This is a genomic window from Xanthomonas hyacinthi, assembly GCF_009769165.1.
GTDB lineage: Bacteria > Pseudomonadota > Gammaproteobacteria > Xanthomonadales > Xanthomonadaceae > Xanthomonas_A > Xanthomonas_A hyacinthi.
In genome coordinates this window covers 399,884-425,383 of record NZ_CP043476.1, presented here as the reverse complement: position 1 = coordinate 425,383, position 25,500 = coordinate 399,884, and the positions used below count along the sequence as shown (strand labels likewise).

22 protein-coding genes, 1 tRNA gene and 3 pseudogenes are annotated in these 25,500 nt (G+C 69.0%); 21 read left to right on the top strand and 5 right to left on the bottom strand.

Translation table 11 applies throughout. The annotated features are described in order from the left end of the window. Positions 1–519: a GNAT family N-acetyltransferase gene (locus FZ025_RS02030; RefSeq protein ID WP_046980668.1), complete on the top strand. Its 519-nt coding sequence runs from the start codon at positions 1–3 to the stop codon at positions 517–519. Here FZ025_RS02030 and FZ025_RS02025 read toward each other — a convergent pair. Next, positions 494–1,450, bottom strand: coding sequence for an AraC family transcriptional regulator (locus FZ025_RS02025; protein ID WP_046980669.1), 957 nt, complete (start codon positions 1,448–1,450; stop codon positions 494–496). The two genes, FZ025_RS02030 and FZ025_RS02025, sit on opposite strands and share 26 nt — an antisense overlap. A 243-nt stretch (positions 1,451–1,693) precedes the next feature. Between FZ025_RS02025 and FZ025_RS02020 the strand changes: the two genes are divergently transcribed. The 20 genes and pseudogenes from FZ025_RS02020 (at position 1,694) to FZ025_RS01930 (ending at position 22,103) form a co-directional block, all read left to right on the top strand. Beyond that, positions 1,694–4,885 (top strand): efflux RND transporter permease subunit, encoded by a 3,192-nt coding sequence (locus tag FZ025_RS02020; protein WP_104558756.1) that lies wholly within the window; start codon positions 1,694–1,696, stop codon positions 4,883–4,885. After that, positions 4,882–6,006, top strand: coding sequence for an efflux RND transporter periplasmic adaptor subunit (locus tag FZ025_RS02015; RefSeq protein WP_053057108.1), 1,125 nt, complete (start codon positions 4,882–4,884; stop codon positions 6,004–6,006). The genes FZ025_RS02020 and FZ025_RS02015 overlap by 4 nt, the downstream gene beginning before the upstream one ends. Before the next feature lie 332 nt (positions 6,007–6,338). Further along, positions 6,339–7,070, top strand: coding sequence for a YebC/PmpR family DNA-binding transcriptional regulator (locus FZ025_RS02010; protein WP_046977384.1), 732 nt, complete (start codon positions 6,339–6,341; stop codon positions 7,068–7,070). 193 nt (positions 7,071–7,263) lie between these two features. After that, on the top strand, positions 7,264–7,782 hold the full coding sequence (ruvC, locus tag FZ025_RS02005) for a crossover junction endodeoxyribonuclease RuvC (protein ID WP_104558757.1): 519 nt from the start codon (positions 7,264–7,266) through the stop codon (positions 7,780–7,782). A gap of 121 nt (positions 7,783–7,903) precedes the next feature. After that, positions 7,904–8,488 (top strand): Holliday junction branch migration protein RuvA, encoded by a 585-nt coding sequence (gene ruvA / locus FZ025_RS02000; protein ID WP_104558758.1) that lies wholly within the window; start codon positions 7,904–7,906, stop codon positions 8,486–8,488. Between the two features lie 52 nt (positions 8,489–8,540). Beyond that, positions 8,541–10,460: a potassium transporter Kup gene (locus FZ025_RS01995; RefSeq protein WP_104558759.1), complete on the top strand. Its 1,920-nt coding sequence runs from the start codon at positions 8,541–8,543 to the stop codon at positions 10,458–10,460. A gap of 181 nt (positions 10,461–10,641) precedes the next feature. Continuing rightward, on the top strand, positions 10,642–11,679 hold the full coding sequence (gene ruvB / locus FZ025_RS01990; protein WP_104558760.1) for a Holliday junction branch migration DNA helicase RuvB: 1,038 nt from the start codon (positions 10,642–10,644) through the stop codon (positions 11,677–11,679). A gap of 39 nt (positions 11,680–11,718) precedes the next feature. After that, positions 11,719–12,192: a tol-pal system-associated acyl-CoA thioesterase gene (gene ybgC, locus FZ025_RS01985; RefSeq protein WP_104558761.1), complete on the top strand. Its 474-nt coding sequence runs from the start codon at positions 11,719–11,721 to the stop codon at positions 12,190–12,192. After that, positions 12,189–12,965, top strand: a complete 777-nt coding sequence (gene tolQ, locus FZ025_RS01980) for a protein TolQ (protein WP_104558762.1) — start codon at positions 12,189–12,191, stop codon at positions 12,963–12,965. Before ybgC ends, tolQ begins: the two co-directional genes overlap by 4 nt. 40 nt (positions 12,966–13,005) lie before the next feature. Beyond that, a complete protein-coding gene (gene tolR, locus FZ025_RS01975; RefSeq protein ID WP_104558763.1) occupies positions 13,006–13,443 on the top strand; it encodes a protein TolR in 438 nt (145 codons plus the stop codon). Continuing rightward, the gene (gene tolA, locus FZ025_RS01970; protein ID WP_104558764.1) at positions 13,433–14,434 is read left to right on the top strand and encodes a cell envelope integrity protein TolA; all 1,002 of its coding nucleotides are present in this window, start codon (positions 13,433–13,435) and stop codon (positions 14,432–14,434) included. Before tolR ends, tolA begins: the two co-directional genes overlap by 11 nt. Before the next feature lie 232 nt (positions 14,435–14,666). After that, positions 14,667–15,986, top strand: coding sequence for a Tol-Pal system beta propeller repeat protein TolB (tolB, locus tag FZ025_RS01965; RefSeq protein WP_104558765.1), 1,320 nt, complete (start codon positions 14,667–14,669; stop codon positions 15,984–15,986). A 72-nt stretch (positions 15,987–16,058) separates the two neighbouring features. Next, positions 16,059–16,577 carry a peptidoglycan-associated lipoprotein Pal gene (gene pal / locus FZ025_RS01960; RefSeq protein WP_104558766.1) on the top strand — a complete coding sequence of 173 codons (519 nt, stop codon included), beginning with the start codon at positions 16,059–16,061 and terminating at the stop codon, positions 16,575–16,577. A 3-nt stretch (positions 16,578–16,580) separates the two neighbouring features. Beyond that, complete coding sequence (ybgF, locus tag FZ025_RS01955) at positions 16,581–17,393, top strand: tol-pal system protein YbgF (RefSeq protein ID WP_167523864.1); 813 nt, start codon at positions 16,581–16,583, stop codon at positions 17,391–17,393. A gap of 46 nt (positions 17,394–17,439) precedes the next feature. Continuing rightward, a complete protein-coding gene (gene queE, locus FZ025_RS01950) occupies positions 17,440–18,117 on the top strand; it encodes a 7-carboxy-7-deazaguanine synthase QueE (RefSeq protein WP_104558768.1) in 678 nt (225 codons plus the stop codon). A gap of 181 nt (positions 18,118–18,298) precedes the next feature. After that, positions 18,299–18,964: a 7-cyano-7-deazaguanine synthase QueC gene (gene queC, locus FZ025_RS01945; RefSeq protein WP_104558769.1), complete on the top strand. Its 666-nt coding sequence runs from the start codon at positions 18,299–18,301 to the stop codon at positions 18,962–18,964. Between the two features lie 64 nt (positions 18,965–19,028). Beyond that, positions 19,029–19,104 (top strand) — tRNA-Lys (locus tag FZ025_RS01940). A 441-nt stretch (positions 19,105–19,545) separates the two neighbouring features. Then, positions 19,546–19,822 (top strand): annotated as a pseudogene (locus FZ025_RS22170) (IS3 family transposase); the annotation flags it as partial. Positions 19,823–19,964: 142 nt separating this feature from the next. After that, the gene (locus FZ025_RS01935) at positions 19,965–21,638 is read left to right on the top strand and encodes an SGNH/GDSL hydrolase family protein (protein WP_244292441.1); all 1,674 of its coding nucleotides are present in this window, start codon (positions 19,965–19,967) and stop codon (positions 21,636–21,638) included. Between the two features lie 162 nt (positions 21,639–21,800). Beyond that, positions 21,801–22,103 carry a hypothetical protein gene (locus FZ025_RS01930; RefSeq protein ID WP_208803724.1) on the top strand — a complete coding sequence of 101 codons (303 nt, stop codon included), beginning with the start codon at positions 21,801–21,803 and terminating at the stop codon, positions 22,101–22,103. Between the two features lie 188 nt (positions 22,104–22,291). Here the strand turns inward: FZ025_RS01930 and FZ025_RS01925 are convergent, their stop codons facing one another. From FZ025_RS01925 to FZ025_RS22820, 4 genes and pseudogenes are all read right to left on the bottom strand, one after another. Beyond that, positions 22,292–22,792, bottom strand: a complete 501-nt coding sequence (locus tag FZ025_RS01925) for a hypothetical protein (RefSeq protein WP_104558771.1) — start codon at positions 22,790–22,792, stop codon at positions 22,292–22,294. 175 nt (positions 22,793–22,967) lie between these two features. After that, the gene (recQ, locus tag FZ025_RS01920) at positions 22,968–24,776 is read right to left on the bottom strand and encodes a DNA helicase RecQ (RefSeq protein ID WP_104558772.1); all 1,809 of its coding nucleotides are present in this window, start codon (positions 24,774–24,776) and stop codon (positions 22,968–22,970) included. A gap of 397 nt (positions 24,777–25,173) precedes the next feature. Next, positions 25,174–25,326: pseudogene (locus tag FZ025_RS22825) on the bottom strand (IS3 family transposase); the annotation flags it as partial. A gap of 15 nt (positions 25,327–25,341) precedes the next feature. Continuing rightward, positions 25,342–25,484: pseudogene (locus FZ025_RS22820) on the bottom strand (IS3 family transposase); the annotation flags it as partial. Between the last annotated feature and the right edge of the window lie 16 nt (positions 25,485–25,500).

Genomic DNA, 25,500 nt, shown 5'->3' with positions numbered 1-25,500 from the left:
ATGGCATTGGCGATCCGCCAGGCCACGCCGGACGACGCCGCCACGCTGGCGGCGCTGGCTGCGGCCACCTTCACCGAGACCTTCGCCCACCTGTATTCGCCGCAGGACCTGCATGGCTTCCTCGGCGAGACCTACACCGCCGAGCGTCAGCGCACCATCCTGCAGCACCCTGACTACGCGATCTGGTTGCTGGAGGACGATGGCGTGGCGGTGGGCCATGCCGCGGCCGGCCCCTGCGGCCTGCCGCACGTGGACGTGCGCCCCGGCGACGGCGAACTGAAGCGGCTGTACCTGCTGCGCTCGCACCAGAACAGCGGCTGGGGCAGCCGCCTGTTCGAGACCGCGCTGGCCTGGCTGGAGCGCGAGGGCCCGCGCACGCTGTGGATCGGCGTGTGGTCGGAGAACTTCGGCGCGCAGCGCTTCTACGCGCGCTACGGCTTCGAAAAGGTCGGCACCTACGAGTTCCCGGTCGGGCAGACCCGCGACCTGGAGTTCATCCTGCGGCGCCTGCCGCGCTGAGCGTCAGTGCCGCTTCGCCGCGGACCTGCGCCACTTCGGCGCGCGGCGAGGCACCGAACAGGCGCTTGTACTCGCGGCTGAACTGCGACGGGCTCTCGTAGCCGACCCGGTGCGCGGCCGCGGCCGCCGCCAGCCCCTCCAGCAGCATCAGCCGCCGCGCCTCGTGCAGCCGCAGCTGCTTCTGGTATTGCAGCGGCGACATCGCGGTGGCGGCCTTGAACCCGTGGTGCAGCGCCGACACGCTCATGTGCACGTTGCGCGCCAGGGTTTCGATGCGCAGCGGGTCGAGGTAGCGCTCGCGCAGCAGCGCCACCGCCTGGGCGATGCGCTGCGGCTGGCCGTCGTTGCGCGCCAGCGCGCGCAGGTGCCCGCCCAGGTCGCCCTGCAGCACGCGGTAGAAGATCTCGCGGATCGCCATCGGCGCCAGCACCGGCAGGTCGCCGGGAGTGTCGAGCAGGCGCATCAGCCGCAGCACCGCATCGAGCAGCGGCGCGGTGACCTGCGCCGCGTACGCGGCTTCGCCGGCGACGCCGCCGCTGTCCGCGCTGTCCAGCAGTAGCCCGGCGATGCACGTCGGGTCGATGTCCAGGCGCAGGCACAGGTAGGGCTTGGCAGGGCTGGCCTGGATCACCTGGCCGAGCATCGGCAGGGTCATCGACACCACCAGATAGTGCAGCGGGTCGTAGCGGTAGTGGTGCGCGCCGAGGGTGGCGGTCTTGCTGCCCTGGACCACCACGCACAGGCGCGGTTCGTAGAGGGTGGGCATGCACGGAGTCGGCGCGCTGATTCGCATCAGTTGCAGCGGGGCCAGCGCGGTGGCGTGGGCGCCGTCCCCGGAGGCGGTCGATCGGGCAATCCGTGCGCTCAATTCGGCCAGCGCCGCGGCCACCGCGGGCGCTACGCTTGGGTTGGTGGAGGGTGGGGGCGTCATGGGAGATCGGCGGAAAAGGCTGGCGTGGGCGAATGTAACGCGCGCGGGCGCCGTGCCGGACGCTTGTGCAGGATCGGGCAATCTTTCGGCAGCAACAGGCTAGCGCGGGCAGCGTATTTTCAGCGAGCCTGCAACCACCATCCGCGGGCCTCCGCGTCGTCGGCGGGTCTTGTGGCGATCTTCGCGCATCGCACACTTATCCGTTCCAGCGACCGCCGCCCCGCCCCCACGGAGCCCGTCCGCATGTGGATCGTCCAGTACGCCTTGTCGCGCCGCTACACCATCGGCGTGCTCGCCCTTCTGATCCTGCTGTTCGGCCTGCAATCGGCGCGGCGCATGCCCACCGACATCCTGCCCGAAGTGGGCATTCCCTCGGTCAACCTGATCTGGACCTACGCCGGCCTGCCGGCGGCGGAGATGGCGGCCAAGCTGACCTCGTTCTCCGAGATCTCGGTGCTCAACACCGTCGACGACCTGAAGGAGGTGCGCTCGGAAAGCCTCAACGGCATCGGCATCGTGCGCGCCGACTTCCAGCCCGGGGTCAACCTGGAGCGCGCGCTGGCGCAGATGACCGCGGTCTCGCAGACCGTCCTGCGGCGCATGCCGCCGGGCACCTCGCCGCCGCTGGTGGTGCGCAACAACGTCTCCAGCACCCCGGTGCTGCAGCTGGTGCTGTCGTCGGAGACAATGAGCGAGGCGCAGCTGTACGACTATGCGCGCCTGCAGCTGCGCTCGCAGATCCAGTCGATCCCGGGCATCCGCATGAGCCTGCCGTACGGCGGCGCGGCGCGGCAGATCATGGTGGACCTGGACCCGCAGGCGCTGCAGACCTATGGCCTGACCCCGCAGGACGTGACCGGGGCGCTGGAGCGCGGCAGCCCGACGCTGCCGTCGGGCAGCATCCGCGAAGGCGCGCGCGAGCTGCAGATCTCGCTGGAGACCAGCCCGGAGAGCGCCGCCGGCTTCCTCGACCTGCCGATCGCCAGCCGTGGCGGCAACGTGATCTACGTGCGCGACGTGGCCGGCGTGCGCGACGGCGGCGCGCTGCAGACCAACATCGCGCGCATGGACGGCGCCGACGCGGTCTCGGTGGCGCTGATCAAGATGGGTGGGGCGTCGGCGGTGGAGATCGTGCGCCAGGTGCGCGAGCGGCTGCCGGAAATCGTCGCCTCGGCGCCGCCGGGCACGCGCATCGAGCCGATCTTCGACCAGTCGGTGTTCGTCGACAACGCGATCGGCTCGATCCGCCACGAAGCGCTGCTGGTCGGGCTGCTGGTGGCGGCGGTGGTGTTGGTGTTCGTCGGCTCGTGGCGCCTGAGCCTGATCGTGCTGTCGGCGATCCCGCTGGCGCTGCTGGCCTCGGTGACCGCGCTGTACCTGCTGGGCTATACCTTCAACGTGATGACCCTCGGCGGGCTGGCGCTGGCGATCGGCATCCTGGTCGACAACGCGGTGGTGGACGTGGAGAACACCAACCGCCACATCGCCCTGGGCAAGGACGTGCGCAGTGCGATCCTGGACAGCGCCGGCGAGGTGGTGTTTCCCGAGTTCGTCTCCACCGTGTCGATCTGCATCGTGCTCACCCCGATCCTGCTGATGACCGGGCTGTCGGCGTGGGTGTTCACGCCGCTGGCGCTGGCGGTGATCTTCGCGATGCTGGCTTCGTTCCTGCTCTCGCGCACCTTGATCCCGGTGTTGTGCTACCTGCTGCTGCCGGCCGACATCCGCAGCCGCGCGCAGCCGCGCTGGGCCGCCGAGCGCGCGCTGCTGGCCGTGCACCACCGCATGGAACACGCGCTGGAGCGGTTGCGCGAGCGCCACCATGCGCTGCTGTACCGGCTCGGCCATCACGGCGGGACGCTGGCGCTGGCGGCGTTCGCGCTGCTGGCCCTGGGCCTGGGCGCGGCGGCGCTGCTCGGGCGCGAGTACTTCCCGCAGGTCGATGCCGGGCAGTTGCGGCTGCAGGTGCGGCTGCCGTCGGGGACCCGGCTGGAGCAGACCGCGCAGCGGCTGGCGCAGATCCAGCGCGAGATCCGCGACATCGTTCCCGCCGCCGAGCTGCAGACCGTCTACGAGCAGATCGGCATCCCGGACGCGGTCAACCTGGCCTGGGTGGACAGCGCCGTGGTCGGTGCGTTCGAGGCCGAGCTGATGCTGCAGCTGCGCACCCCGCACGCGCCGACCGCCGATTACTTGAAGGCGATCCGCGCGCGCATCGCGCAACGCTACCCCGAGGTGCGCCTGTTCGAGCGTCCGCCCGACGCCACCGGCCGCACCCTGGCCGGCTCGGCGGTGGGCGCGTTGGAGGTGCGCTTCAACGGCCGCGACGCCGCCGGCAACCTGGCGCTGGCGCGGGAACTGGTGCCGCGGCTGCAGCAGGTGCCCGGCGCGACCGACGTGATGGTGCGGCAGGTGCTCGATCTGCCCGAGTACCGCATCGCGATCGACCGCAGCCGCGCCGCCCAGCTCGGCATCAGCGCCCAGGACGCCAGCCGCGCGGTGCTGGCGGTGCTGGGGTCGTCGGGCACGGTGACCCCGGTGTACTGGGTGGAACAGGCCACCGCTACCTCCTATACGGTGCAGTTGCAGGTGCTGCCCGAGGACCTGGACGGCATCGACGCGCTGCTCAATACGCCGCTGCGCATCGGCGCCAACGGCAACGTGCTGTTGCGCAACATCGCCACGGTGACCCCGCGCGCCGTGCCGGCCAGTGTCGGCCGGGTGATGATGGCGCCGACGGTGAGCGTCATCGCCAACGTGCAGGGGCGCGACCTCGGTTCGGTGTATGCGGCGCTAACCGGCATCACGGCGCAGATGCAGGCCCGGCTCAAGCCCGGCAACCGCATCGAGATCGTCGGCCAGGCCGGGGAAATGCAGAGCGCCTACGGCGAGCTTGGCTCGGGCCTGATGGTGGCGGCGGTGCTGGTGTTTCTGGTGCTGGTGGTCAACTTCCAGTCCTGGGTGCAGCCGCTGGTGGCGATGTCCGGCCTGCCGCTGGCGATCGCCGGCGCGGCAGTGGCGTTGTTCGTCACCGCCACCCCGCTCAGCGTGCCGGCGCTGATGGGGGTGATGATGGTCATCGGCGTGTCCACCGCCAACAGCGTGCTGGTGACCAGTTTCGCGCGCAACCTGATCGGCCAGGGCCACGATCCCGAGCAGGCCGCCTACGAGGCCGCGGCGGTGCGCCTGCGGCCGGTGCTGATGACCGCCAGCGCGATGGTGCTGGGCATCGTGCCGATGGCGCTGGGACTGGGCGAGGGCGGCGAGCAGAACGCGCCGCTGGGCCGTGCGGTGATCGGCGGCCTGCTGTTCGGCACCCCGGCCACGCTGCTGCTGGTGCCCTCTATCCTGGCCGTGCTCGGCCGCCGCCACAACCGCCGCCACGCCGCGGCCGCCGATGGCCGTGCGGCCGGCAGCGAAGGAGTCGTTCGATGAATGCCATGAAGATCGTGCCGCGTCCGTTCCCGCACGTTGCCGGCGCCGTTGCGGCGCTCGCCTTGGTCGGCGCCGCGCTTGCCGGCTGCGACAAGGGGCGCGCGGTCGCGCCGCCCGCTGCGGCCCCCGAAGTCGCGATGGTGCAGGCACGGGCGGCCGCTGCCGACGATGTGCTGACGCTGCCGGCACGTGCGCAGGCCGGGCAGACCGCGCAGGTCTACGCGCGCGCCACCGGCCTGGTGAACACGCGCCTGGTCGATCTGGGCGACCGCGTCCGCGCCGGGCAGGTGCTGGCCACCATCGCCGCGCCGGAGATCGATCAGGCGGTGCGCGAAGCGCAGGCCCAGGCGCTGCAGGCCGAAGCCGACCTGACCCTGGCGCGCGGCAACTACGAACGCGCCGCGGCGATGCTGCGCGGCCAGCTGATCTCGCGCGAGGACTACAGCAGCCGGCTGGGCGCGCGCGATGCGGCGCAGGCGGCGCTGGATGCGGCGCGCGCGCAGCTGTCCAGCGCGCGCGAGCGGCAGGGCTTCGGCAGCGTGCGCGCGCCGTTCGACGGGGTGATCAGCGCGCGCAACATCGAGCAGGGCGACCGCGTGGTCGGCGATACCGCCTCGGCCACGGTGCCGATGTTCCGGATCGATGCGCTGGACCCGTTGCGCATTGCCGTGGACGTGCCGCAGAGCGCGGCGTTGCAGGTGCGTCCGGGCCTGCGCGCGCAGGTGACGTTCCCGGAACTGCCGGGCGAACGCTTCGATGCCGAAGTGGTACGCAGTGCGCAGCGCATTTCCGAGGACGCCGGCGGCATGCGGGTGGAACTGCGCCTGCCCAACTCCGGCAACCGGTTGCCCGCCGGCATGGTCGGGCAGGTGCGCCTGCAGGTGCCGCGTGCGGCGCCGGCGGCGGTGCTGCCGCTGGCGACGGTGGTGCAGGACGGCGCCGTGGCCAAGGTGGCGAAGGTCGGCAAGGACGAGCGGCTGCGCTACGTGGAAGTGGTGCTGGGCCGCAACCTGGGCAACGAGATCGAGGTGCTGTCCGGCGTGGCCGCCGGCGACATGGTCGTGCTGGCGCCCAATGCGCTGCTAGCCGAAGGCGCACGCGTACGCGTGGCCGCGCGCTGACGCGCCGCGCAGTACCGGTTGACGCGCGGCTCAATCGGAGAAGGCGCGCGCGCCCTGGGTTCGGACCCGGCGCCGGTCGAGCGAAGCCAGGCGTGTCATCGCGCGCCACCGGCGCGGACGGCTTGCCGGCGTACCGGGCCTCGGCCGGCTCGGCCACGCGGCGCGCACCGGCGCGAAGTAGGGCCTGTTACCGCGATCGGGCCAGGGCGTGTCATCCATTCCCGCCTGCGGCATGGCCGCTTCGCCGGCTGAGCGCGTGCATCGCCGATGGGGCGCGGCGGCGCAATCGAGTAAAATCCGCCGCTTGTCCTTCCTGATGTCCGGAACGCCCCATGGGTAGAGGCCCCTCGATCGAAGCCCGCAAGAACGCATCCGATGCGAAGCGCGGCAAGATTTTCACCAAGATCATCCGCGAGATCGGCGTCGCCGCGCGCGCCGGCGGCGGCGACCCGTCCAACAACCCGCGCCTGCGCGTGGCGATGGACAAGGGCCTGGCCTCGAACATGTCCAAGGACGTGATCGAGCGCGCGATCAAGAAGGCCACCGGCGAGCTGGAAGGGGTGGAGTACGAGGAGATCCGCTACGAGGGCTATGCCCCGGGCGGGGTGGCGGTGATCGTCGATTGCCTGACCGACAACCGTGTGCGCACCGTGGCCGACGTGCGCCACGCGTTCAGCAAGTGCGGCGGCAACATGGGCACCGAAGGCTCGGTGGCGTTCATGTTCAAGCGCCTGGGCGTGCTCAGCTTCGCCGCCGGTGCCGACGAGGAAGCCGTCACCGAGGCGGCGATCGAGGCCGGCGCCGACGACATCGTGGTGTACCCGGAGGACGGCGCGATCGACGTGCTGACCGCGGCGGACGCGTTCCAGGCGGTCAAGGACGCAATGCAGGCGGCCGGCCTGGCCGCCGACCATGCCGACATCAGTTTCCGCGCCGACAACGACATCGCCGTGGAAGCCGACACCGCGCTGCAGGTGCGCAAGCTGCTGGACATGCTGGAAGACCTGGACGACGTGCAGGCGGTCTATTCCAATGCCGACCAGTCCGCGTTGAGTGGCGGCTGACGTGGCGATTGCCGGGACTCGGGACGCTGCCGGGACGCGGGACGCGGGACGCGGGACGCGGAACAGCGCGTTGCCGGAGCCTGATGGATCGCCGGCGCCCCGTGCCGTACCCGCTCGAACCGGCCGCGCAGCCAGCGCTTCGAGTCCCGCGTCCCGCGTCCCGTGTCCCGCCAAAGCCCCGGGTCCCGGCAAAGTGCGCATCCTCGGCATCGATCCGGGCTCGCAGCGCACCGGCGTGGGCATCATCGACGTCGACGGCAGCGGTCGCACCTCGCATGTCCACCATGCGCCGCTGCTACTGCTTGGCGAGGGCGACTTCTCGCAGCGGCTCAGGCGCCTGCTGCACGGGCTGGGCGCGCTGATCGAGGAATATCAGCCGCACGAAGTGGCGATCGAGCGGGTGTTCATGGGCAAGAGCGCCGACGCGGCGCTGAAGCTCGGCCACGCGCGCGGCGCGGCGATCTGCGCGGTGGTGCTGCGCGACCTGCCGGTGCACGAGTACGCGGCCAAGGAGATCAAGCTGGCGATCGTCGGCAAAGGTGCGGCCGAGAAGCAGCAGGTGCAACATATGGTCGGTCTGATGCTGGGCCTGACCGGCAAACTGCAGGCCGACGCCGCCGACGCGCTGGCGGTGGCCATCACCCATGCCCACGTGCGCGCCACCGCGCAGCGCCTGGGCGTCAGTACGCAACAGGCTTGGAGCAGGAAATGAAAAAGGCCGGGAATCGGGAATCGGGAATCGGGAATCGGAACAGCGTCGGCGAAGCGGGCACCCGCTTTGCCCATTCCCCATTCCCCATTCCCCATTCCTGGCGCCTCGAACGAGGCGCCCAATGATCGGCCGTCTGCGCGGCATCCTCGCCTACAAGCAGCCGCCGTGGCTGGTGATCGACGTGGGCGGGGTCGGCTATGAGCTGGAGGCGCCGATGAGCACCTTCTACGATCTGCCCGACGTCGGCCGCGACGTGATCCTGTTCACCCACTATGCGCAGAAGGAAGACAGCGTGTCGCTGTACGGCTTCCTGCGCGAGGGCGAGCGGCGCCTGTTCCGCGACGTGCAGCGGGTCACCGGGATCGGCGCCAAGATCGCGCTGGCGGTGCTGTCCGGGGTCAGCGTGGACGAGTTCGCGCGGATGCTCGCCGCCGCCGACGTCACTGCGTTGACCCGCATCCCCGGCATCGGCAAGAAGACCGCCGAGCGCATGGTGGTGGAACTGCGCGACCGCGCCGCGAACTTCAGCGGCGGCGCGCCGGTCACCGGCCAGCTCGGCACCGATGCGGTGTCCGAGGCCACCGTGGCGCTGCAGCAGCTCGGCTACAAGCCGGCCGAGGCGGCGAAGATGGCGCGCGACGCCGCCGCCGCCGGCGACGAGGTCGCCAGCGTGATCCGCAAGGCCCTGCAGGCCGCGTTGCGCTGACCGCGCGCCGTACCTCCTTCTTCACGCCTCGCGGCGCTAACCTGATCCCCACATGTCCTCCACTCCCGCTCCGTCCCCCGGCTCCGGCCATTCGGCCGATGCCTCGCATGGCAAGGCCGGCTTCGCGCTGATCATCGGCGCCATCGGCGTGGTGTTCGGCGACATCGGCACCAGCCCGCTGTACACGCTGAAAGAGGCGTTCTCGCCGCACTACGGCCTGAGCAGCGACCACGACACCGTGCTCGGGGTGCTGTCGCTGGCGTTCTGGTCGCTGATGATCGTGGTCACGCTGAAGTACGTCACCATCATCATGCGCGCCGACAACGACGGCGAGGGCGGCATCATGGCGCTGATGGCGCTGACCCAGCGCACCATGCGCAAGGGCTCGCGCTCGGCCTACGTGGTCGGCATCCTCGGCATCTTCGGCGCCTCGCTGTTCTTCGGCGACGGCGTGATCACCCCGGCGATCTCGGTGCTGGGCGCGGTCGAAGGCCTGGAGGTGGCCGCGCCGGGCCTGCACGCCTTCATCGTGCCGATCACCGTGGTGGTGCTGGTGATCCTGTTCCTGGGCCAGCGCTTCGGCACCGAGAAGGTCGGCAAGGTGTTCGGCCCGATCACCTGCCTGTGGTTCCTGTCGCTGGCGGCGATCGGCATCTGGAACATCGTCGATGCGCCGGAAGTGCTGAAGGCGTTCAACCCGTGGTGGGCGATCCGCTTCTTCCTCGACCACGGCTGGCACGGGGTGTGGATCCTCGGCGCGGTGGTGCTGGCGGTGACCGGCGGCGAGGCGCTGTACGCGGACATGGGCCACTTCGGCGCGCGCCCGATCCGCCACGCCTGGTACTTCTTCGTGCTGCCGTGCCTGGTGCTGAACTACCTGGGGCAGGGCGCGCTGGTGCTCAAGCATCCCTCGGCGCTGAAGAACCCGTTCTTCGAGGCGGTGCCCGGCTGGGCGCTGTACCCGATGATCGTGCTGGCCACGCTGGCAGCGGTGATCGCCTCGCAGGCGGTGATCACCGGCGCGTTCTCGATCGCGCGCCAGGCGATGCAGCTGGGCTACATCCCGCGCATGCTGATCAAGCACACCTCGCACGACACCATCGGCCAGATCTACATCCCCGGCATCAACTGGCTGCTGATGGTGATGGTGATCGCGCTGGTGCTGATCTTCCGCAGTTCCACCAACCTGGCGGTGGCCTACGGCATCTCGGTGTCGGCGACGATGCTGATCGACACCCTGCTGCTGGCGCTGGTGGCGCGCGCGCTGTGGCCGCGCTGGCGCAACTGGGTGCTGCCGCTGTGCGTGGTGTTCTTCGTCATCGACGCCGCATTCCTGATCGCCAACGGCGCCAAGCTGCTGCAGGGCGCCTGGTTCCCGGTGGCGCTGGGCATCGTGATGTTCACCCTGATGCGCACCTGGCGCCGCGGCCGCGAGCTGCTGCGCGAGGAGATCCGCAAGGACGGCATCCAGATCGACAGCTTCCTGCCCGGGCTGATGCTGGCGCCGCCGGTGCGCGTGCCCGGCACCGCGGTGTTCCTGACCGCCGACGCGACCGTGGTGCCGCACGCGCTGATGCACAACCTCAAGCACAACAAGGTGCTGCACGAGCGCAACGTGTTCCTGACCGTGGAAACCCTGCCGGTGCCGTATGCCTCGGCCAGGCAGCGGCTGAAGATGGACGCCATCGGCGACGAGTTCTACCGGGTGATCGTGCGCTTCGGCTTCATGGAGACCCCCGACATGCCGCTGGCGCTGATGCGCTCCTGCGACCAGGGCGGCATCTACTTCGACCCGATGGACACCACCTATTTCGCCAGCCGCGAGACCATCGTGGCCAGCGCCAACCGCGGCATGCCGCTCTGGCGCGACAAGCTGTTCGCGGTCATGCACCGCAACGCCGCCCCCGCCACCGGCTTCTTCCGCATCCCCGGCAACCGGCTGGTGGAGCTGGGGGCGCAGGTGGAGATCTGAGGCCGCGACGATGTCGCGGCCTTGGGGATCGGGAGACGGGAATGGGGAATAGGGAAGGGCAACGGCCTGCGGCTGCTCGCGATACCGAAGGCTGCTGTTGAAATAGGCGCCAGCAGTGCCGCTAACCGCTACTATTGTCCGCTCGATTCCCCATTCTCGATTCCCCATTCCCGGCTTTTCAATGGACCGCATCATCGCCAGCAGCGCCACCCGCGAAGACGACGCGGTCGAGGCCAGCATCCGCCCCAAGCGGCTGGCCGACTACCTCGGCCAGCAGCCGGTGCGCGAGCAGCTGTCGATCTATATCGAAGCGGCCAGGGCGCGCGGCGAGGCGCTGGACCATGTGCTGATCTTCGGCCCGCCGGGCCTGGGCAAGACCACGCTCAGCCATGTCATCGCCAACGAGCTGGGGGTCAATCTGCGCGCCACCTCCGGCCCGGTGATCGAGAAGGCCGGCGACCTGGCGGCGCTGCTGACCAACCTGCAGCCGCACGACGTGCTGTTCGTGGACGAGATCCACCGCCTGTCGCCGGTGGTCGAGGAAGTGCTGTATCCGGCGATGGAAGACTTCCAGATCGACATCATGATCGGCGAGGGTCCGGCCGCGCGCTCGATCAAGATCGACCTGCCGCCGTTCACCCTGATCGGCGCCACCACCCGCGCCGGCCTGCTGACCGCGCCGCTGCGCGACCGCTTCGGCATCGTGCAGCGCCTGGCGTTCTATACCCCGGAAGAGCTGGGCAGGATCGTGCGCCGCTCCGCCGCCATCCTCGGCATCGCCTGCGACGCCGACGGCTGCGCGGAGATCGCGCGGCGCGCGCGCGGCACCCCGCGTATCGCCAACCGGCTGCTGCGGCGGGTCCGCGATTTCGCCCAGGTCCGCGCCGGCGGGCTGATCGATCTGGAGGTCGCGCAGGCGGCGATGCAGATGCTCGGGGTCGATCCGGAAGGCTTCGACGACCTGGATCGGCGCCTGCTGCGCACCATCATCGACTACTTCGACGGCGGCCCGGTCGGGGTCGAGTCGCTGGCCGCCTCGCTGTCGGAAGAGCGCGGCACCCTGGAAGACGTGATCGAGCCGTACCTGATCCAGCAGGGCTACCTGATCCGCACCGCGCGCGGGCGCATGGCGACCAACAAGGCCTATCTGCACTTGGGCCTGAAGCCCAAGATGCGGGAATCGGGAATCGGGAATGGAGAATCGGAGGGGCTGTTCTAGCATGCCGTGCCTACCCAGCTACGGACGGGAGCACCGCTCTTGACTTCCGATTCCCCATTCCCGATTCCCGATTCCCAGCCTCTATTCAGTTGGCCGACACGCATCTACTGGGAAGATACCGACGCCGGTGGCGTGGTCTACCATGCACGCTACGTCGCCTTTCTGGAGCGGGCGCGCACGGAGTGGCTGCGCGCGCTGGGCTACGGACAGGAGCGCCTGCGCCTGCAGCACGATCTGGTGTTCGCGGTGCGCGCGATGCAGCTCGACTTCCTGCGCCCGGCCCACCTGGACGATACGCTGCAGGTCGGCGTCGCGCTGTCGCAGTGCAAGCGCGCCAGCCTGCTGTTCGCGCAGTCGATCCATCGCGACGGCGAGTTGCTGTTGCGCGCGCAGGTCAAGGTGGCGGCGCTGGGCGCTGGCCGCTTCCGCCCGCGCGGCATGGACGACGCGCTGTACGACCAATTGAAAGCTCTCCAAATCACTGAAACCGGATTACTGAGGAACGACGGATGATCGCATTGCTCCTGGCCCTGCAGGACACGGTGGCGGAGGCGCTGCCGCAGGACGTGACCCAGACCGCCGCGCAGGCCGTCGCCAGCACCGCCGCCCACGGCGGCATCAACTACCTGGAACTGCTGCTCAAGGCCAGCCTGCCGGTCAAGGTGATCGTGCTGCTGCTGCTGCTCGGCTCGCTGATCAGCTGGGTGATCATCTTCCGCAAGGCACGGGTGTTCAAGCAGGCCAACCGCGAGGCGGACGACTTCGAGAACCGCTTCTGGTCCGGCACCGACCTGACCAAGCTCTACGCCGGCGCGGCCGACCGCAACCGCGTGGTCGGCGGGCTGGAGGCGATCTTCGAAGCCGGCTTCCGCGAATTCACCCGCCTGCGCGACAAGCGCAAGCTCGACGCGCGCATCCAGCTGGAAGGCGCGCAGCGGGCGATGCGCGCGACCTATGCGCGCGAAGTGGACCGCCTGGAGCGCAACCTGGAACTGCTCGCCAACATCGGTTCCACCGCGCCCTATGTCGGCCTGGTCGGCACCGTGTTCGGCATCATGGTGACCATGCATGACATGCTCAACAGCGGCCAGCAGGCGGGCATCGCCGCGGTCGCGCCGGGCATTTCCGAGGCGCTGTTCGCCACCGCCATCGGCCTGTTCGTGGCGATCCCGGCGGTGTGGGCGTACAACCGCTTCACCACCCGGGTCGAGCGGATGGCGGTGCGCTTCGAGACCTTCTCCGAAGAATTCAGCTCCATCCTGCAGCGCCAGGCCAGCGGCGACTGAGCGCCGCCGCGCGCTTCGCCCACGACCCCAGGATTCCCGCATGACTGCCGCCATTTCCCGCCGCAAGCGCCGCAAGCTCAAGTCCGAGATCAACGTCGTGCCGTACATCGACGTGATGCTGGTGCTGCTGATCATCTTCATGGTCACCGCGCCGCTGCTCAGCCTGAGCGTGGACGTGGACCTGCCCGATTCCACCGCGCGTTCGGTGGAGAGCAAGAAGGACCCGGTCATCGTCACCGTCGACGGCGAAGGCCGCTACACGCTGACCCTGCAGGATGGCAAGCCGGAGAAGATCGGCGCGCCGGAACTGAAGGCGAAGATGCAGGCCTTCGTCGGCCAGAACAAGGACGTGCCGGTGTTCGTCGCCGCGCCCGGCAGTTCCAACTACCAGCTGGTCATGGACACCATGGTCATGCTGCAGCAGGCCGGCGTTCCCAAGGTGGGCCTGATGAGCCAGCCCGGTACCAATGCACGCTGAAGCCGATTCCCGACCGCCCCGCGACCAGGACCGCGACAGCGGCCTGATCGTCGGCGTGCTGCAGGCGCTGGCCGTGCACGTGCTGCTCGGGTTGCTGTTCTTCCTCGCCTGGTGGTGGTCGCCGGTGCGCCAGGTGGAACCGGCGGCCGGCTCGCCGATGGTCGAGGCCTCGCTGGTGGTCTCGGCCGCGGACGTGCGTTCGGCGCAGAAGGCGGTGCAGGACGCGCCCAAACCCTTGCCCGAGCCGCTGCCCGAACCGGTCAAGGAGGTCGCCGAGGACGACACGGTGCCGCCGCCGCAGCCGGTGCCCGTGCCCAAGCCGCAGCAGGCGCCGACCGCGCAGCAGCAGAAGGCGCAGGACTTCATCCCGGTGCCGGACAAGGTCGACCAGGACCGTGCCAGCCGCACCGCGATCTCGCAGGAAAAGGAGAAGCAGGAGCAGGAAGCCAAGCGCCGCCAGGAGCAGATCGACCTGACCGAGCAGAAGCGCCAGCAGGAGGCCGAGCAGAAGCAGCGCCTGGCCGCGCAGCAGGAAGAGGAGCGGCAGCAGAAGATCGCCGACATCCGCAAGCAGCGCGAGCAGGCCGACCGCGAAGCCAAGCTGGCCGAGCAGAAGCTGCGCCAGCTGGCCGACGTGCGCGCCAAGCAGGCCTCGGCCACCGCCGCGGCCACGCCGCAGGCCGCGCCCGGACAGAACGGGACCAATACCGACCTGTCGGCCAAGTACGCCGCGGCGATCCAGCAGGCGGTGCTGAGCCAGTGGGTGCGCCCGGATTCGGTGCCGCTGGGGCAGAAGTGCAAGATCGCGATCAAGCAGATCGTCGGCGGGCAGGTGATCGAGGCCAAGGTCAGCCCCGACTGTCCCTACGACGAGGCCGGGCGGCGTTCGATCGAGGCCGCGGTGCTGCGGGCGCAGCCGCTGCCCTACCGCGGCTTCGAATCGGTATTCGCGCGCGACCTGACCTTCAACTTCACCGCGCAGGATCGCTGAGAGGCCGGGATTGGGGATTGGGGATTGGGGATGCGAAGTTTCGTTCCCTGTCCCAAGTCCAAAAAGCCCGCCTCCAGGCCTGGCGAGGTCCGGGAACTCCCGGGCGGCGGTGCGATAGGCGATAATCCGGGCTTCCTGCCATCGGCTTCACACCTCGATGGTTCATGATTGCGAATACGTTCACCCGCGCATTGCTATCTGTTGCGCCTTCCCGAGTACCGCTGAGCGACCCATGAAAAAACTGCCGCGCTGGCTTGCCGTCCTGGCTGCCCTGTTGCTCCCCTTGGCCGCGTCCGCACAGGACAAGGGCCTGGAAATCGACATCGTCGGCGGCAACGCGTCGGCGACCCCGATCACCGTCGTGCCGATGCCTTACCAGGGATCGGCGGCCGCACCGTCCACCGACGTGTCCGCGGTGGTCCGTGCCGACCTGGACCGCTCCGGCCAGTTCCGCAACCTGCCCGAGGCGCAGATCGTCGAGCGCCCGACCCGCGGCAGCGAAGTGCAGTACGCCACCTGGCGCGCGCTGAAGCAGGATTACCTGGTCGCCGGCCGGGTGATGGATGCCGGCGAGGGCACCTACCGGGTCGAGTACGAACTGTTCGACGTGGCCAAGGGCGAGCGTATCCTCGGCCTGGCGATGACTGCGCGCGCCAGCGCGATGCGCGACGTGGCGCACCAGATGGCCGATGCGATCTACGAGAAGATCACCGGCGTGCGCGGCGCCTTCTGGACCCGCATCGCCTACGTCACCGCCAGCGGCAAGGGCGGCGCGATGCGCTATGCGCTGATGGTCGCCGACGCCGACGGCTACAACCCGCAGACCATCGTGCGCTCGGCCGAGCCGCTGCTGTCGCCGAACTGGAGTCCGGATGGCAAGAAGCTGGCCTACGTGAGCTTCGAGCGCGGCAACTCCTCGATCTATATCCAGGACATCGCCACCGGCGCCCGCCAGCTGGTGTCCAGCTTCCGCGGCATCAACGGCGCGCCCTCGTTCTCGCCGGACGGCCGCAAGCTGGCCCTGGCGCTGTCGCGCAGCGGCAACCCGGAGATCTACGTGATGGACCTGGGCAGCAAGCAGCTGACCCAGCTGACCAACCACTTCGGCATCGACACCGAGCCGACCTGGGCGCCGGACGGCAGCAGCATCTACTTCACCTCCGATCGCGGCGGCCGCCCGCAGATCTACCAGGTGGCGGCGAGCGGCGGCAGCGCCAACCGGGTCACCTTCCAGGGCAACTACAACGCCACCGCCAGCGTGTCCTTCGACGGCAACAAGATCGCCGTCGCGCAGGGTAGCGGCAACACCTACAAGATCGCGATGATGGACCGCAGCCTGGGTTCGCCGCGCTGGAGCACATTGTCTACGGGGTCGCTGGACGAGTCGCCGAGCTTCGCCCCGAACGCCAGCATGGTCCTGTATGCCGCCCGCGAAGGCGGGCGAGGGGTGCTGTACGCGGTCTCGGCCGATGCCCGCGTCCGCCAGCGCCTGGTGCTGGCCGATGGCGACGTGCGCGAGCCGTCGTGGTCGCCGTACCGGGCGGCGCGTTGACACGTAAGTTTGATGTTAATATTTCGCTGCGTTGAACCCCCTTTTCGGCTCAGGAGCCATATAGGTATCCCCATGAACAAGACCACCCGCGTTCTGCTTGTCTCGCTATTGTCCGTTGCAGCTCTGGCCGGCTGCTCCAAGAAGGTCAAGGAAGTTCCCCCGACCGACACCACCAGCACCACCGGTTCCACCACCCCGACCGGCCCGTCGACCTCCGGCCTGTACGGCCCGGGCGACCTGGATACCGATGCCTGCCTGCGCCAGCGCGTGGTCTACTTCGATCTGGACCAGGATTCGCTGAAGCCGGAGTTCCAGGCGATCATGGCCTGCCACGCCAAGTACCTGCGCGACCGTCCGTCCTCGCGCATCACCCTGCAGGGCAATGCCGACGAGCGCGGTTCGCGCGAGTACAACATGGGCCTGGGCGAGCGTCGTGGCAATGCCGTGTCTTCGGCACTGCAGGCCGCCGGCGGTTCGGCTGCGCAGCTGACCGTGGTCAGCTACGGCGAAGAGCGTCCGGTGTGCACCGAGTCGAACGAGTCCTGCTGGTCGCAGAACCGCCGCGTCGAGATCGTGTACACGGCGCAGTAATAGATGCGTATCGGTGTCCTTACATCGATGATCGTCGCGGCGGCCCTGGTGGCCGCCGCGCCGGCTCATGCGCAGCGCGCAAGCCTGGCCGATCGCGTGTCCGCGCTCGAGCAGCAGGCCATGAATACCCAGGGCAACACCGATGTGCTGAACCAGCTCAACCAGCTGCGCACGCAGGTGCAGTCGCTGGAGGCCACGATCGAGCAGTTGCAGCACGACAACGAACAACTCAAGCAGCGCGCCAAGGACCAGTACCTGGACCTGGACGGGCGCCTGAACCGGATCGAGGGTGGCGCGACGCCGCCGTTGCCGCCGGCTGGCGCTGCCGCAGCGGCCGCTTCCGCACCCGCCGCCAAGCCGGCTGCCGCCGTTCCCGAACGGCCGCCGTCGGTGCATGGCGACGCCGGCACGCTTGCCGCCAGCGGCGACGAGCGCACCAGCTACAACGTCGCCTTCGACGCGCTGAAGGCCGGCAGGTACGCCGACTCGGCGAATCTGTTCCAGAGCTTCCTCGAGCTGTACCCGAACGGCGTTTACGCCCCCAATGCTCTGTACTGGCTGGGCGAGAGCTATTACGCCACCAAGAATTTTCCGCTGGCCGAGGCGCAGTTCCGCGACCTGATCGGCCGCTACCCGACCCACGACAAGGCCTCCGGCGCCCTGCTCAAGCTGGGCCTGTCGCAGTACGGCGAAGGCCGTACCCAGGACGCCGAGCAGACCCTGCAGCAGGTGAGCAGCCAGTATCCGGGATCGGATGCCGCGCGCACCGCGCAGGACCGTTTGCAGTCGATCCGCATCGGCCAGCAGCTGCGCTGAGCCACCGAACGCTGCCGCCATCGTCGCGGGGGCATACTTTCCCGCCATGGCCGCCGTTCCCAGCGATATCGTGCAAAGCCCGCTGCCGCGCCTGAAGCTGACGGAGATCTTCCTGTCGCTGCAGGGCGAGGCCGACAGCGCCGGCTGGCCGACCGTGTTCGTGCGCCTGACCGGCTGCCCGCTGCGCTGCAGCTACTGCGACACCGCCTACGCCTTCCATGGCGGGCAGTGGTGGGACATCGACGCGATCCTGGCCGAAGTGGCGCGCCACGGCGTGCGCCACGTCTGCGTGACCGGCGGCGAGCCGCTGGCGCAGAAGCGCTGCCTGCGCCTGCTGCAGCAGCTGTGCGACGCCGGCTACGACGTATCGCTGGAAACCTCCGGCGCGCTGGACATCGCCGAGGTGGACCCGCGCGTGTCGCGGGTGCTCGACATCAAGACCCCGGCCTCGCGGGAAGCGGCGCGCAACCGCTGGGAAAACCTGCCGCTGCTGACCGCGCGCGACCAGATCAAGTTCGTGCTGTGCGGCCGCGCCGACTACGACTGGGCGCGCGCGCTGGTCGCCGAACACCGCCTGCACGAGCGCTGCACCGTCTGGTTCTCGCCGAGCAAGAGCGAACTGGCGCCGCGCGAGCTGGCCGACTGGATCGTCGCCGACCGCCTGCCGGTGCGCTTCCAGATGCAGTTGCACAAGCTGCTGTGGAACGACGAGCCGGGGCGTTAGCTGCGCGGGCGCGCAGCCGGGAATCGGGAATGGAGAAACGGGAATCGGCAAAGCGCTGCATAGCAGACGTCTCGTTGATTGATTCGCTTCTGCTACTCGAAAACCCGCGATCTTCCATGTCCAGCGCGGCTGTTACGCTCTACCCATTCCCGTTTCTCCATTCCCCATTCCCAGCACCCCAATGAAAAACGCCGTCGTCCTACTCTCAGGTGGCATGGATTCCGCCGTCGTCGTCGCCATCGCCTGCGAGCAGGGTTATGCCGTGCATGCGCTGAGCGTCAGCTATGGGCAGCGGCATACGTCCGAACTGGACGCGGCCACGCGCGTGGCCGCCGCGCTCGGCGCGGTGGCGCACAAGACCGTCAATGTCGATTTGCGCAGCATCGGCGGCTCCGCCCTGACCGACGACATCGAGGTGCCGGACGCCGGCGGCGAGGGCATTCCGGTCACCTACGTGCCGGCGCGCAACACCATCATGCTGTCGCTGGCGCTGGGCTGGGCCGAGGTGCTGGGCGCGGCGGACATCTTCTGCGGCGTCAACGCCGTGGACTATTCCGGCTACCCCGACTGCCGCCCCGAGTTCATCGACGCGTTCCAGACCCTGGCCAACCTGGCGACCAAGGCCGGCGTGGAAGGCGCCGGCCTGCGCGTGCACGCGCCGCTGCAGCGCATGAGCAAGGCCGACATCGTGCGCGAGGGCCTGCGCCTGGGCGTGGACTTCGGCCTCACCGTGTCCTGCTACCGCGCCGATGCCGATGGCCGCGCCTGCGGCCACTGCGACGCCTGCCGGCTGCGCGCCGCCGGCTTCGCCGATGCCGGCGTGGCCGACCCGACCCGCTACGCCTGATTTCGCGTTGGCGCGGGGGTAGGGTAGAATACGCACCCCGGCGCAAGGCCGGGGACGTTGTTTTGGGCCGTTAGCTCAGTCGGTAGAGCAGAAGACTTTTAATCTTTTGGTCGATGGTTCGAATCCATCACGGCCCACCAGTTGGTTCAATGACTTGCAGTCATTTGGAGCGCTTGGCATCGCTCTGTACACGCTGTTGGCGCCCGTTCGCTGGCGCCCACGCCCAACGACGTTGGGCGCAGCCGTGACACGCTGGCCGGCATCTGTTTGCGCGACGCGTTCAGGCCGTTGCGATGCTCGCAGGGAATGGACAGCGCTGCGTGGAGATGGATTTGTGCACTTGATTCAAATGGATGAGAGCGACGACCCTGGTCGAACGTTCGCCTCACCGCTATCTGCCCTGTCCATGTCGGGTGAATGAGCGGGACTGGCTGGCAACTAGCGACACAGTTATTGCATTTCGGCAGCGAATGCGATCAGCGTTTTGCCTCCGCATGTGCGAAGAGATTCACGCCGCAAAATTCATAACCATTTTCGGTAAGCGTGGTTTCGCACGACCTGCGGCACAGCCAGTGCGGCGGATGAGCGTGCCGGAGGCCTGGCGCCTGAAGGATCTGCAGGCCGAGAACGCGCTCTGAAGAAGCTGCTGGCCGGAGCCTTTGTTCGAGAACGACCTGATCAGGGATGCGCTGCGAAAAAGTGGCGAGCGGGCCGCTCCATCGTGCGCTGGTGCGGCAGCGGACTCAATGTGGCGCATGCGAGCGTTGCGCTCTGGCGACGATCAGGATGCGTGCCGGTGCGCTGCGCTATGTTCCGCGCGAGGACTGCAACGTCGAACTGCGCGACGAGCTGACGGCGCCGGAGACGGTAGGCGCATCGACGCGAGCGTCGCCGTGGGTGCCGCGGGCGAGGCCGGCGGGACCAATTTCGAGATGGGCTACCGCACCAGCGTGTAAGGCGTGATCGGGCGCATGGACAACGGCGCGATTCGCCTGAAGCTGTGAGCCAGAGGCGCGATTGCGCGCAACTGCGCGTGTCTGCGCAGTCTGGCGACAAGACGCAATGGCGTATCGATGGCACAGCGGCGACAGATCGCTTGTTCGTGGCGGCGGTCGGGCCTAAGCTTGGGGCAGCACAGTACACAGGAGCAAGCGATGTATTGCCGTGTTTCCACGTCGCATCCTGCGGCCGTCCATCCTCACGGGATCCGATGAATCCGGTTTCCGGTCATGGGCACGCGGCGCAGTGCGTGCACGCCGGCGATGCCGATGCGGCGGCACAGGATCCGTCGCGGCGCCGTTTCCTGCAGTGGAGCGCGCTGGCGGCGGCCGTGGGCCTGCTGCGCGTCCCGCTGGCGGCGGCCGCGTCCAGCGCAGGCCACGTGCAGGCGCTGCCGCCGCAGCGGTACGGCGACGGCGGCACCCCGGTGGCGCAGAGCCCGTTGCGCTTCGCGTCCTCCGGCAATGTGGTGCACAACGGCAAGGAGTCGATCGGCAAGCGTGGCGTGCAGATCCGCTGGCCCTACGTGCTCGGCTCCGGTGACCTGTCCGAGCTGCGGCTGCTGCTGGACAACTGGTGCTTTTCCTACAGCAACAACTCGATGGTCAACCCGGGCAATACGCTGCCGATTCAAGCGGCATCGTTGGAGATCGGTGGCGTGGTGAAGCCGATCACCTTCGGCGGCGCGGCCGGTATCACGCTGGACGATGGCGCGAACGACGTCCTGAGCGATCTGCTCACGCCGGCCGACTTCGCGCTTGCGACGTTTGCGCGCGGGACGATCGTGTACGTGAAGATGCTGGTGATGTTCGACCTGTCCACGGCATCGAGCCTGTGCAACAGCTCGGCGCGCGCCGCGTCGCAATCCGGAGCCCGCGTGGCCTGGTTCGACCCAACGGTGACCACCAGCAGCGACGTTTGTGCCGCGGGGCAATGGACGCAAACGGGAGATGCGGTGCAGAGCCGCCCGCACGGTTATGTGCCCAAACTGGTCGGTCGGCACGTTGATGCTGCCGCCAAGGCATGGCTGTGCGTGGGCGATTCGATCTGTCAGGGCACCGGCGATGCAGACAGCGCCACGCGCGTGGCCGGCCTGGGCTGGATGTCGAGGGCAATGCGCGATCCGAGCGACGCCGATGCAAGCCAGATCGGCTACATGAACATGGCCGTGCACGGCAGCACCAGCACGATAGCGGTCGTCGATGCGCGCAGCGCGACGCTGGCGAGATACGCGACGCATGCCGTCGTCATGTACGGCACCAACGACATCGGCCTCGCCGGCACCGGCGTGTCGCTGGATACGCTGCAGACGCGCCTGTCGGCCATCTACTCGATGCTGCGCGCCAACGAGGTGCAGAAGATCCTGGCCGGTCACCTGTTGCCGCGGACCACGTCTACCGACAGCTGGGCCACCGAAGCGAACCAGAACTATTGCGGTGGCCCTGGCGGCTGGGACAGCACCGGAATCGCTGCGCAACTCAACGCGTGGCTGGCGCCGAATGTGGGCGCAGCGGTCGATGCTTTCCAGCATTGGCCATCGATCCGCGGCACCGACGATCTGAAATTTCTGGTGACCGGAGCCGCGCGCTATGCGACCACCGACGGCACGCATCCCACCACTGCGGCCTACGGCCTCATGGCCGCAGACGTGCGCACGCAGATGGACGCGCTGTAGCGTCCGACGGGGAAGTTCAGTGCCGCGCGTCGTGCGCCGGCGCGGGGTCGCCGCAAAGCTGCCGCCGCCGAGCACGGCGGTGAAGGCCGACAGTCGCGGAGGAAGCAGGTCCATGCGTCCGCCCGGCAAGAATTTCTTCATCCGTGGCCTTCCTCCGGCGTTATGGCGCGAGAGAAGACCCGCATCGAAGGCGTGGACGCCAGCGCCAAGTACCGGATCAACGAGCGGCAGCGCCTCGGCCTGGCCTATGCGTATACACGCGGGCGCTACGACAGCGACGGCAACGGCAGCCTGAACGCGCATCTGGACGGGCTGAACATCGCGCCCAGCCGCGTCATCGGCAGTTGGTCGTCGCAATGGACGCCGCGGCTGTCCCGCTTCGTGCAGGCGCAATACGCGTTCAGCCGCCGTTTCGACGATCCGCAAAGCGGTTCAGCGGCTACGCGCTGGTCGACGCCGCGCTGACCTACAGGCTGCGCCAGGGCAAACTGCGCCCGGCCGTCGCCAATCTGCTCGATCGCCAGTACATCACCTATTACTCGCAGAGCGCGCTGGTCGAACCGGACCGTTGCTGCGCCGGGCGCGGACGCACGCTGACGGTGGGCTATAGCCTGGATTTCTGCGCGGCGGCCGCCGCGCCGGCCGCTTGGCCGCTACCAGCCGCCGTAGGGATAGCCGTAGCCGCCGCGGCCGTAGTAGCCGCCGTGGCCTTCGCTCTGGCCGATGCTGATGCTGATGCCGACTTCGCGCGGCTTGCCGTCGTCGTTGTAGTAGGTCTTGCACAGGTTGAGGTTGGCGGCCTGGTAGTTGCTGTTGCCGCCGTGCGAGGAATAGCCGAAGCCGGTGGCGACGCTGCCGTGCACGTCGCCCTTGCAGCGCTCGGCATGCGCCTGCTCGGCCTCGGCCAGGGCCTGGGTGGCCGCGGCCTTCTGCGCCGAGGCCGAGGTGCCGCTGGTGTCGCCGTAGTAGGCGCCGGGCGGATCGGCCTTGTACACCGGGTCGGTGCCGTAGCTGATCGGCTGCTGCGGCACGCTCAGGTCCAGCGCGCGCTTGGCCGCTTCGCTGTCGCTGCTGCCGGAACCGGCGTCGGCGGAGGTTTGCGCCAGTGCCGGGCCGGCGAGCAGGGCGCAGGCAAGCAGGAGGGATCGTTTCATCGGACGTACGCCAAGGAAAGAGGGGCTGGATGGCGGCAGCCGCAGCTGCGTGCCACCATCAGCCGACGCTATCAAGATCACGTTGAACCCGGCCTGTCGGCGCCGGGGAATTTTCTTGCCGGTGCCGGCCATCTCCCGCGATGCGGCGGCAATCGCGGCCTTCCGCCTACTGCCGCTAGCCTTGCTGCAGGACGATATCGATCAGCTGCTGGCCGTAGCGGGCCAGCTTGGTGCCGCCGATGCCGCCGACATGCGCCAGTTCGTCCAGGCTGGTCGGGCGTTGCTCGGCGATGTTGCGCAGGGTGCTGTCGTGGAAGATCACGAACGCAGGCACGTTCTGCTCCTTGGCCAGGCCGGCGCGCAGGTCGCGTAGCGCGTTGAACAGGCTCAGGTCCTGCGGCTGCACCGGCACGCCGGTGCGCGGGCTGCCGCTGCGCTCGCCGCGTTCGCGGCCGCGGCTCGGCGCCTCGCGGCGCATCATGATCTGGCGCTCGCCCTTGAGCACCTGGCGACTGGCGTCGGTCAGGCGCAGCCCGCCGTAGGCGTCGCTGTCCACTTCCAGCAGCCCGGTGGCGACCAGCTGCCGGAACACGCCGCGCCAGGCGCGCGCGTCCAGGTCCTTGCCGATGCCGTAGGTGCTGAGCCGGTCGTGGCCGAACTGCTTGATCTTCTCGCCGTCGCTGCCGCGCAGGATGTCGATCAGGTGGCCGACGCCGAAGCGCTGGCCGCTGCGGAACACGCAGCTCAGCGCCTTCTGCACGGCGACGGTGGCGTCCCAGGCCGCGGCCGGGGTCAGGCAGTTGTCGCAGTTGCCGCAGGGCTGCGGATAGGTCTCGCCGAAGCCGGCCAGCAGCACCTGGCGCCGGCATTGCATCGATTCGCAATAGCCGAGCAACTGGTCGAGCTTGCGCCGCTCCACCCGCTTGCGGTCCTCGCCGGCTTCGCCCTTTTCGATCATCTGCTTGAGCAGCACCACATCGCCCAGGCCGTAGCACAGCCAGGCCTCGGCGGCCTCGCCGTCGCGGCCGGCGCGGCCGGTTTCCTGGTAGTAGCCTTCCAGCGACTTGGGCAGGTCGGTATGCGCGACGAAGCGCACGTCCGGCTTGTCGATGCCCATGCCGAAGGCGATGGTGGCGCACATCACGATGCCGTCCTCGCGCAGGAAGCGGCGCTGGTTGCCGGCACGCACCTCGGCCGGCAGGCCGGCGTGGTAGGGCAGCGCGTTGAGTCCTTCCTTGGCCAGGAACTCGGCGGTCTCCTCCACCTTGCGCCGCGACAGGCAGTAGACGATGCCGGCGCTGCCGCGGTGCGCGCGCAGGAAATCCAGCAGCTGGCGCTTGCTGTTGTCCTTCTGCACCACGGTGTAGCGGATGTTGGGGCGGTCGAAGGAGCTGACGAAGTGGCGCGCCTGGGTCAGGTCCAGACGCTCGGCGATCTCGCGCTGGGTCGGTGGATCGGCGGTGGCGGTCAGGGCGATGCGCGGGGTCTGCGGCCAGCGCTCGTGCAGCACCGTGAGCTGGCGGTATTCGGGGCGGAAATCGTGGCCCCATTGCGACACGCAGTGCGCCTCGTCGATCGCGAACAGGGCGATGCGGCTGCGCTCGATCAGCGACAGGAAGCGCGGGGTCAGCAGGCGTTCGGGGGCCACGTACAGCAGGTCCAGCTCGCCGGCCAGCAGCTCGCGCTCGACCCGCTGCGCGGTTTCGCCGTCCAGCGTGGAATTGAGGTATTCGGCGCGCACGCCGAGCTGGCGCAGGGCTTCGACCTGGTCCTGCATCAGCGCGATCAGCGGCGAGATGACGATGCCGGTGCCGTCGCGCAGCAGCGAGGGAATCTGGTAGCACAGCGACTTGCCGCCGCCGGTGGGCATCAGCACCAGCGCGTCCTGCCCGGCAGCGACGTGCTCGACGATGTCCTGCTGCGGGCCGCGGAAGTGGTCGTAGCCGAATACGCGGCTCAGCAGTTCATGGGCGGGGGAAGACATGCACATAGAATACTGGACCGGCCAGCCTTCCGTAGACACTCGGTTGCCGCCTTTGCGCGTAGCGCCTTTCAAACGCTGCCGGCGATACGCCGCCAGCGGCACCATGCCGGCGGATCGGGTTGTAGAACATCTCCATGCAGGGCCTGTTACCGCGATCGGGCTAGGCCACGTTGTCGTGTCCGGCGCTCAGGTGGTCGTGCGTGGCGCCGTGGCAGGCTGGGCGCCTGTCCACGCCGCGCGGCCGCCGGGGCACCGCACACGGCGACCCGACGGGCCGCGCCTGGGCGCGCACGCGACGGCGTCATCGCGCGGTCGCTTATCGACATAAGCTCCCTCGCGCTTCCTTGCCCGTGCGCGCCCAGGCGCGGCGTGGCCTAGCCCGATCGCGGCAACAGGCCCAATCAAACACGTCCGACGCCGCTGCGGCCCGCGTCGGGTGGATCTGCCGCTTGATCCGCTCCTTCTTCAACACGCTGAAGACGCTCTCGGCCACCGCATTGTCGTGGCAGTTGCCGCGACGGCTCGTGCTCGGCACCCTCCGGTGCGCCTTCACTGCCAGTCGCTGCTTGCGCCGCCAGGCGGCCGCCATCGGCGCCTGCAGCACCAGGTCGCTTACCAGGTCGCTGGCATCGTCGCGGCCGTGGCCCCGAGCTGCCGCGAGGACAGGTCCATCGCCACCGCCGGGAACGGCCAGCCCTCGTAGGTACGGGGGATCCCGATGCGC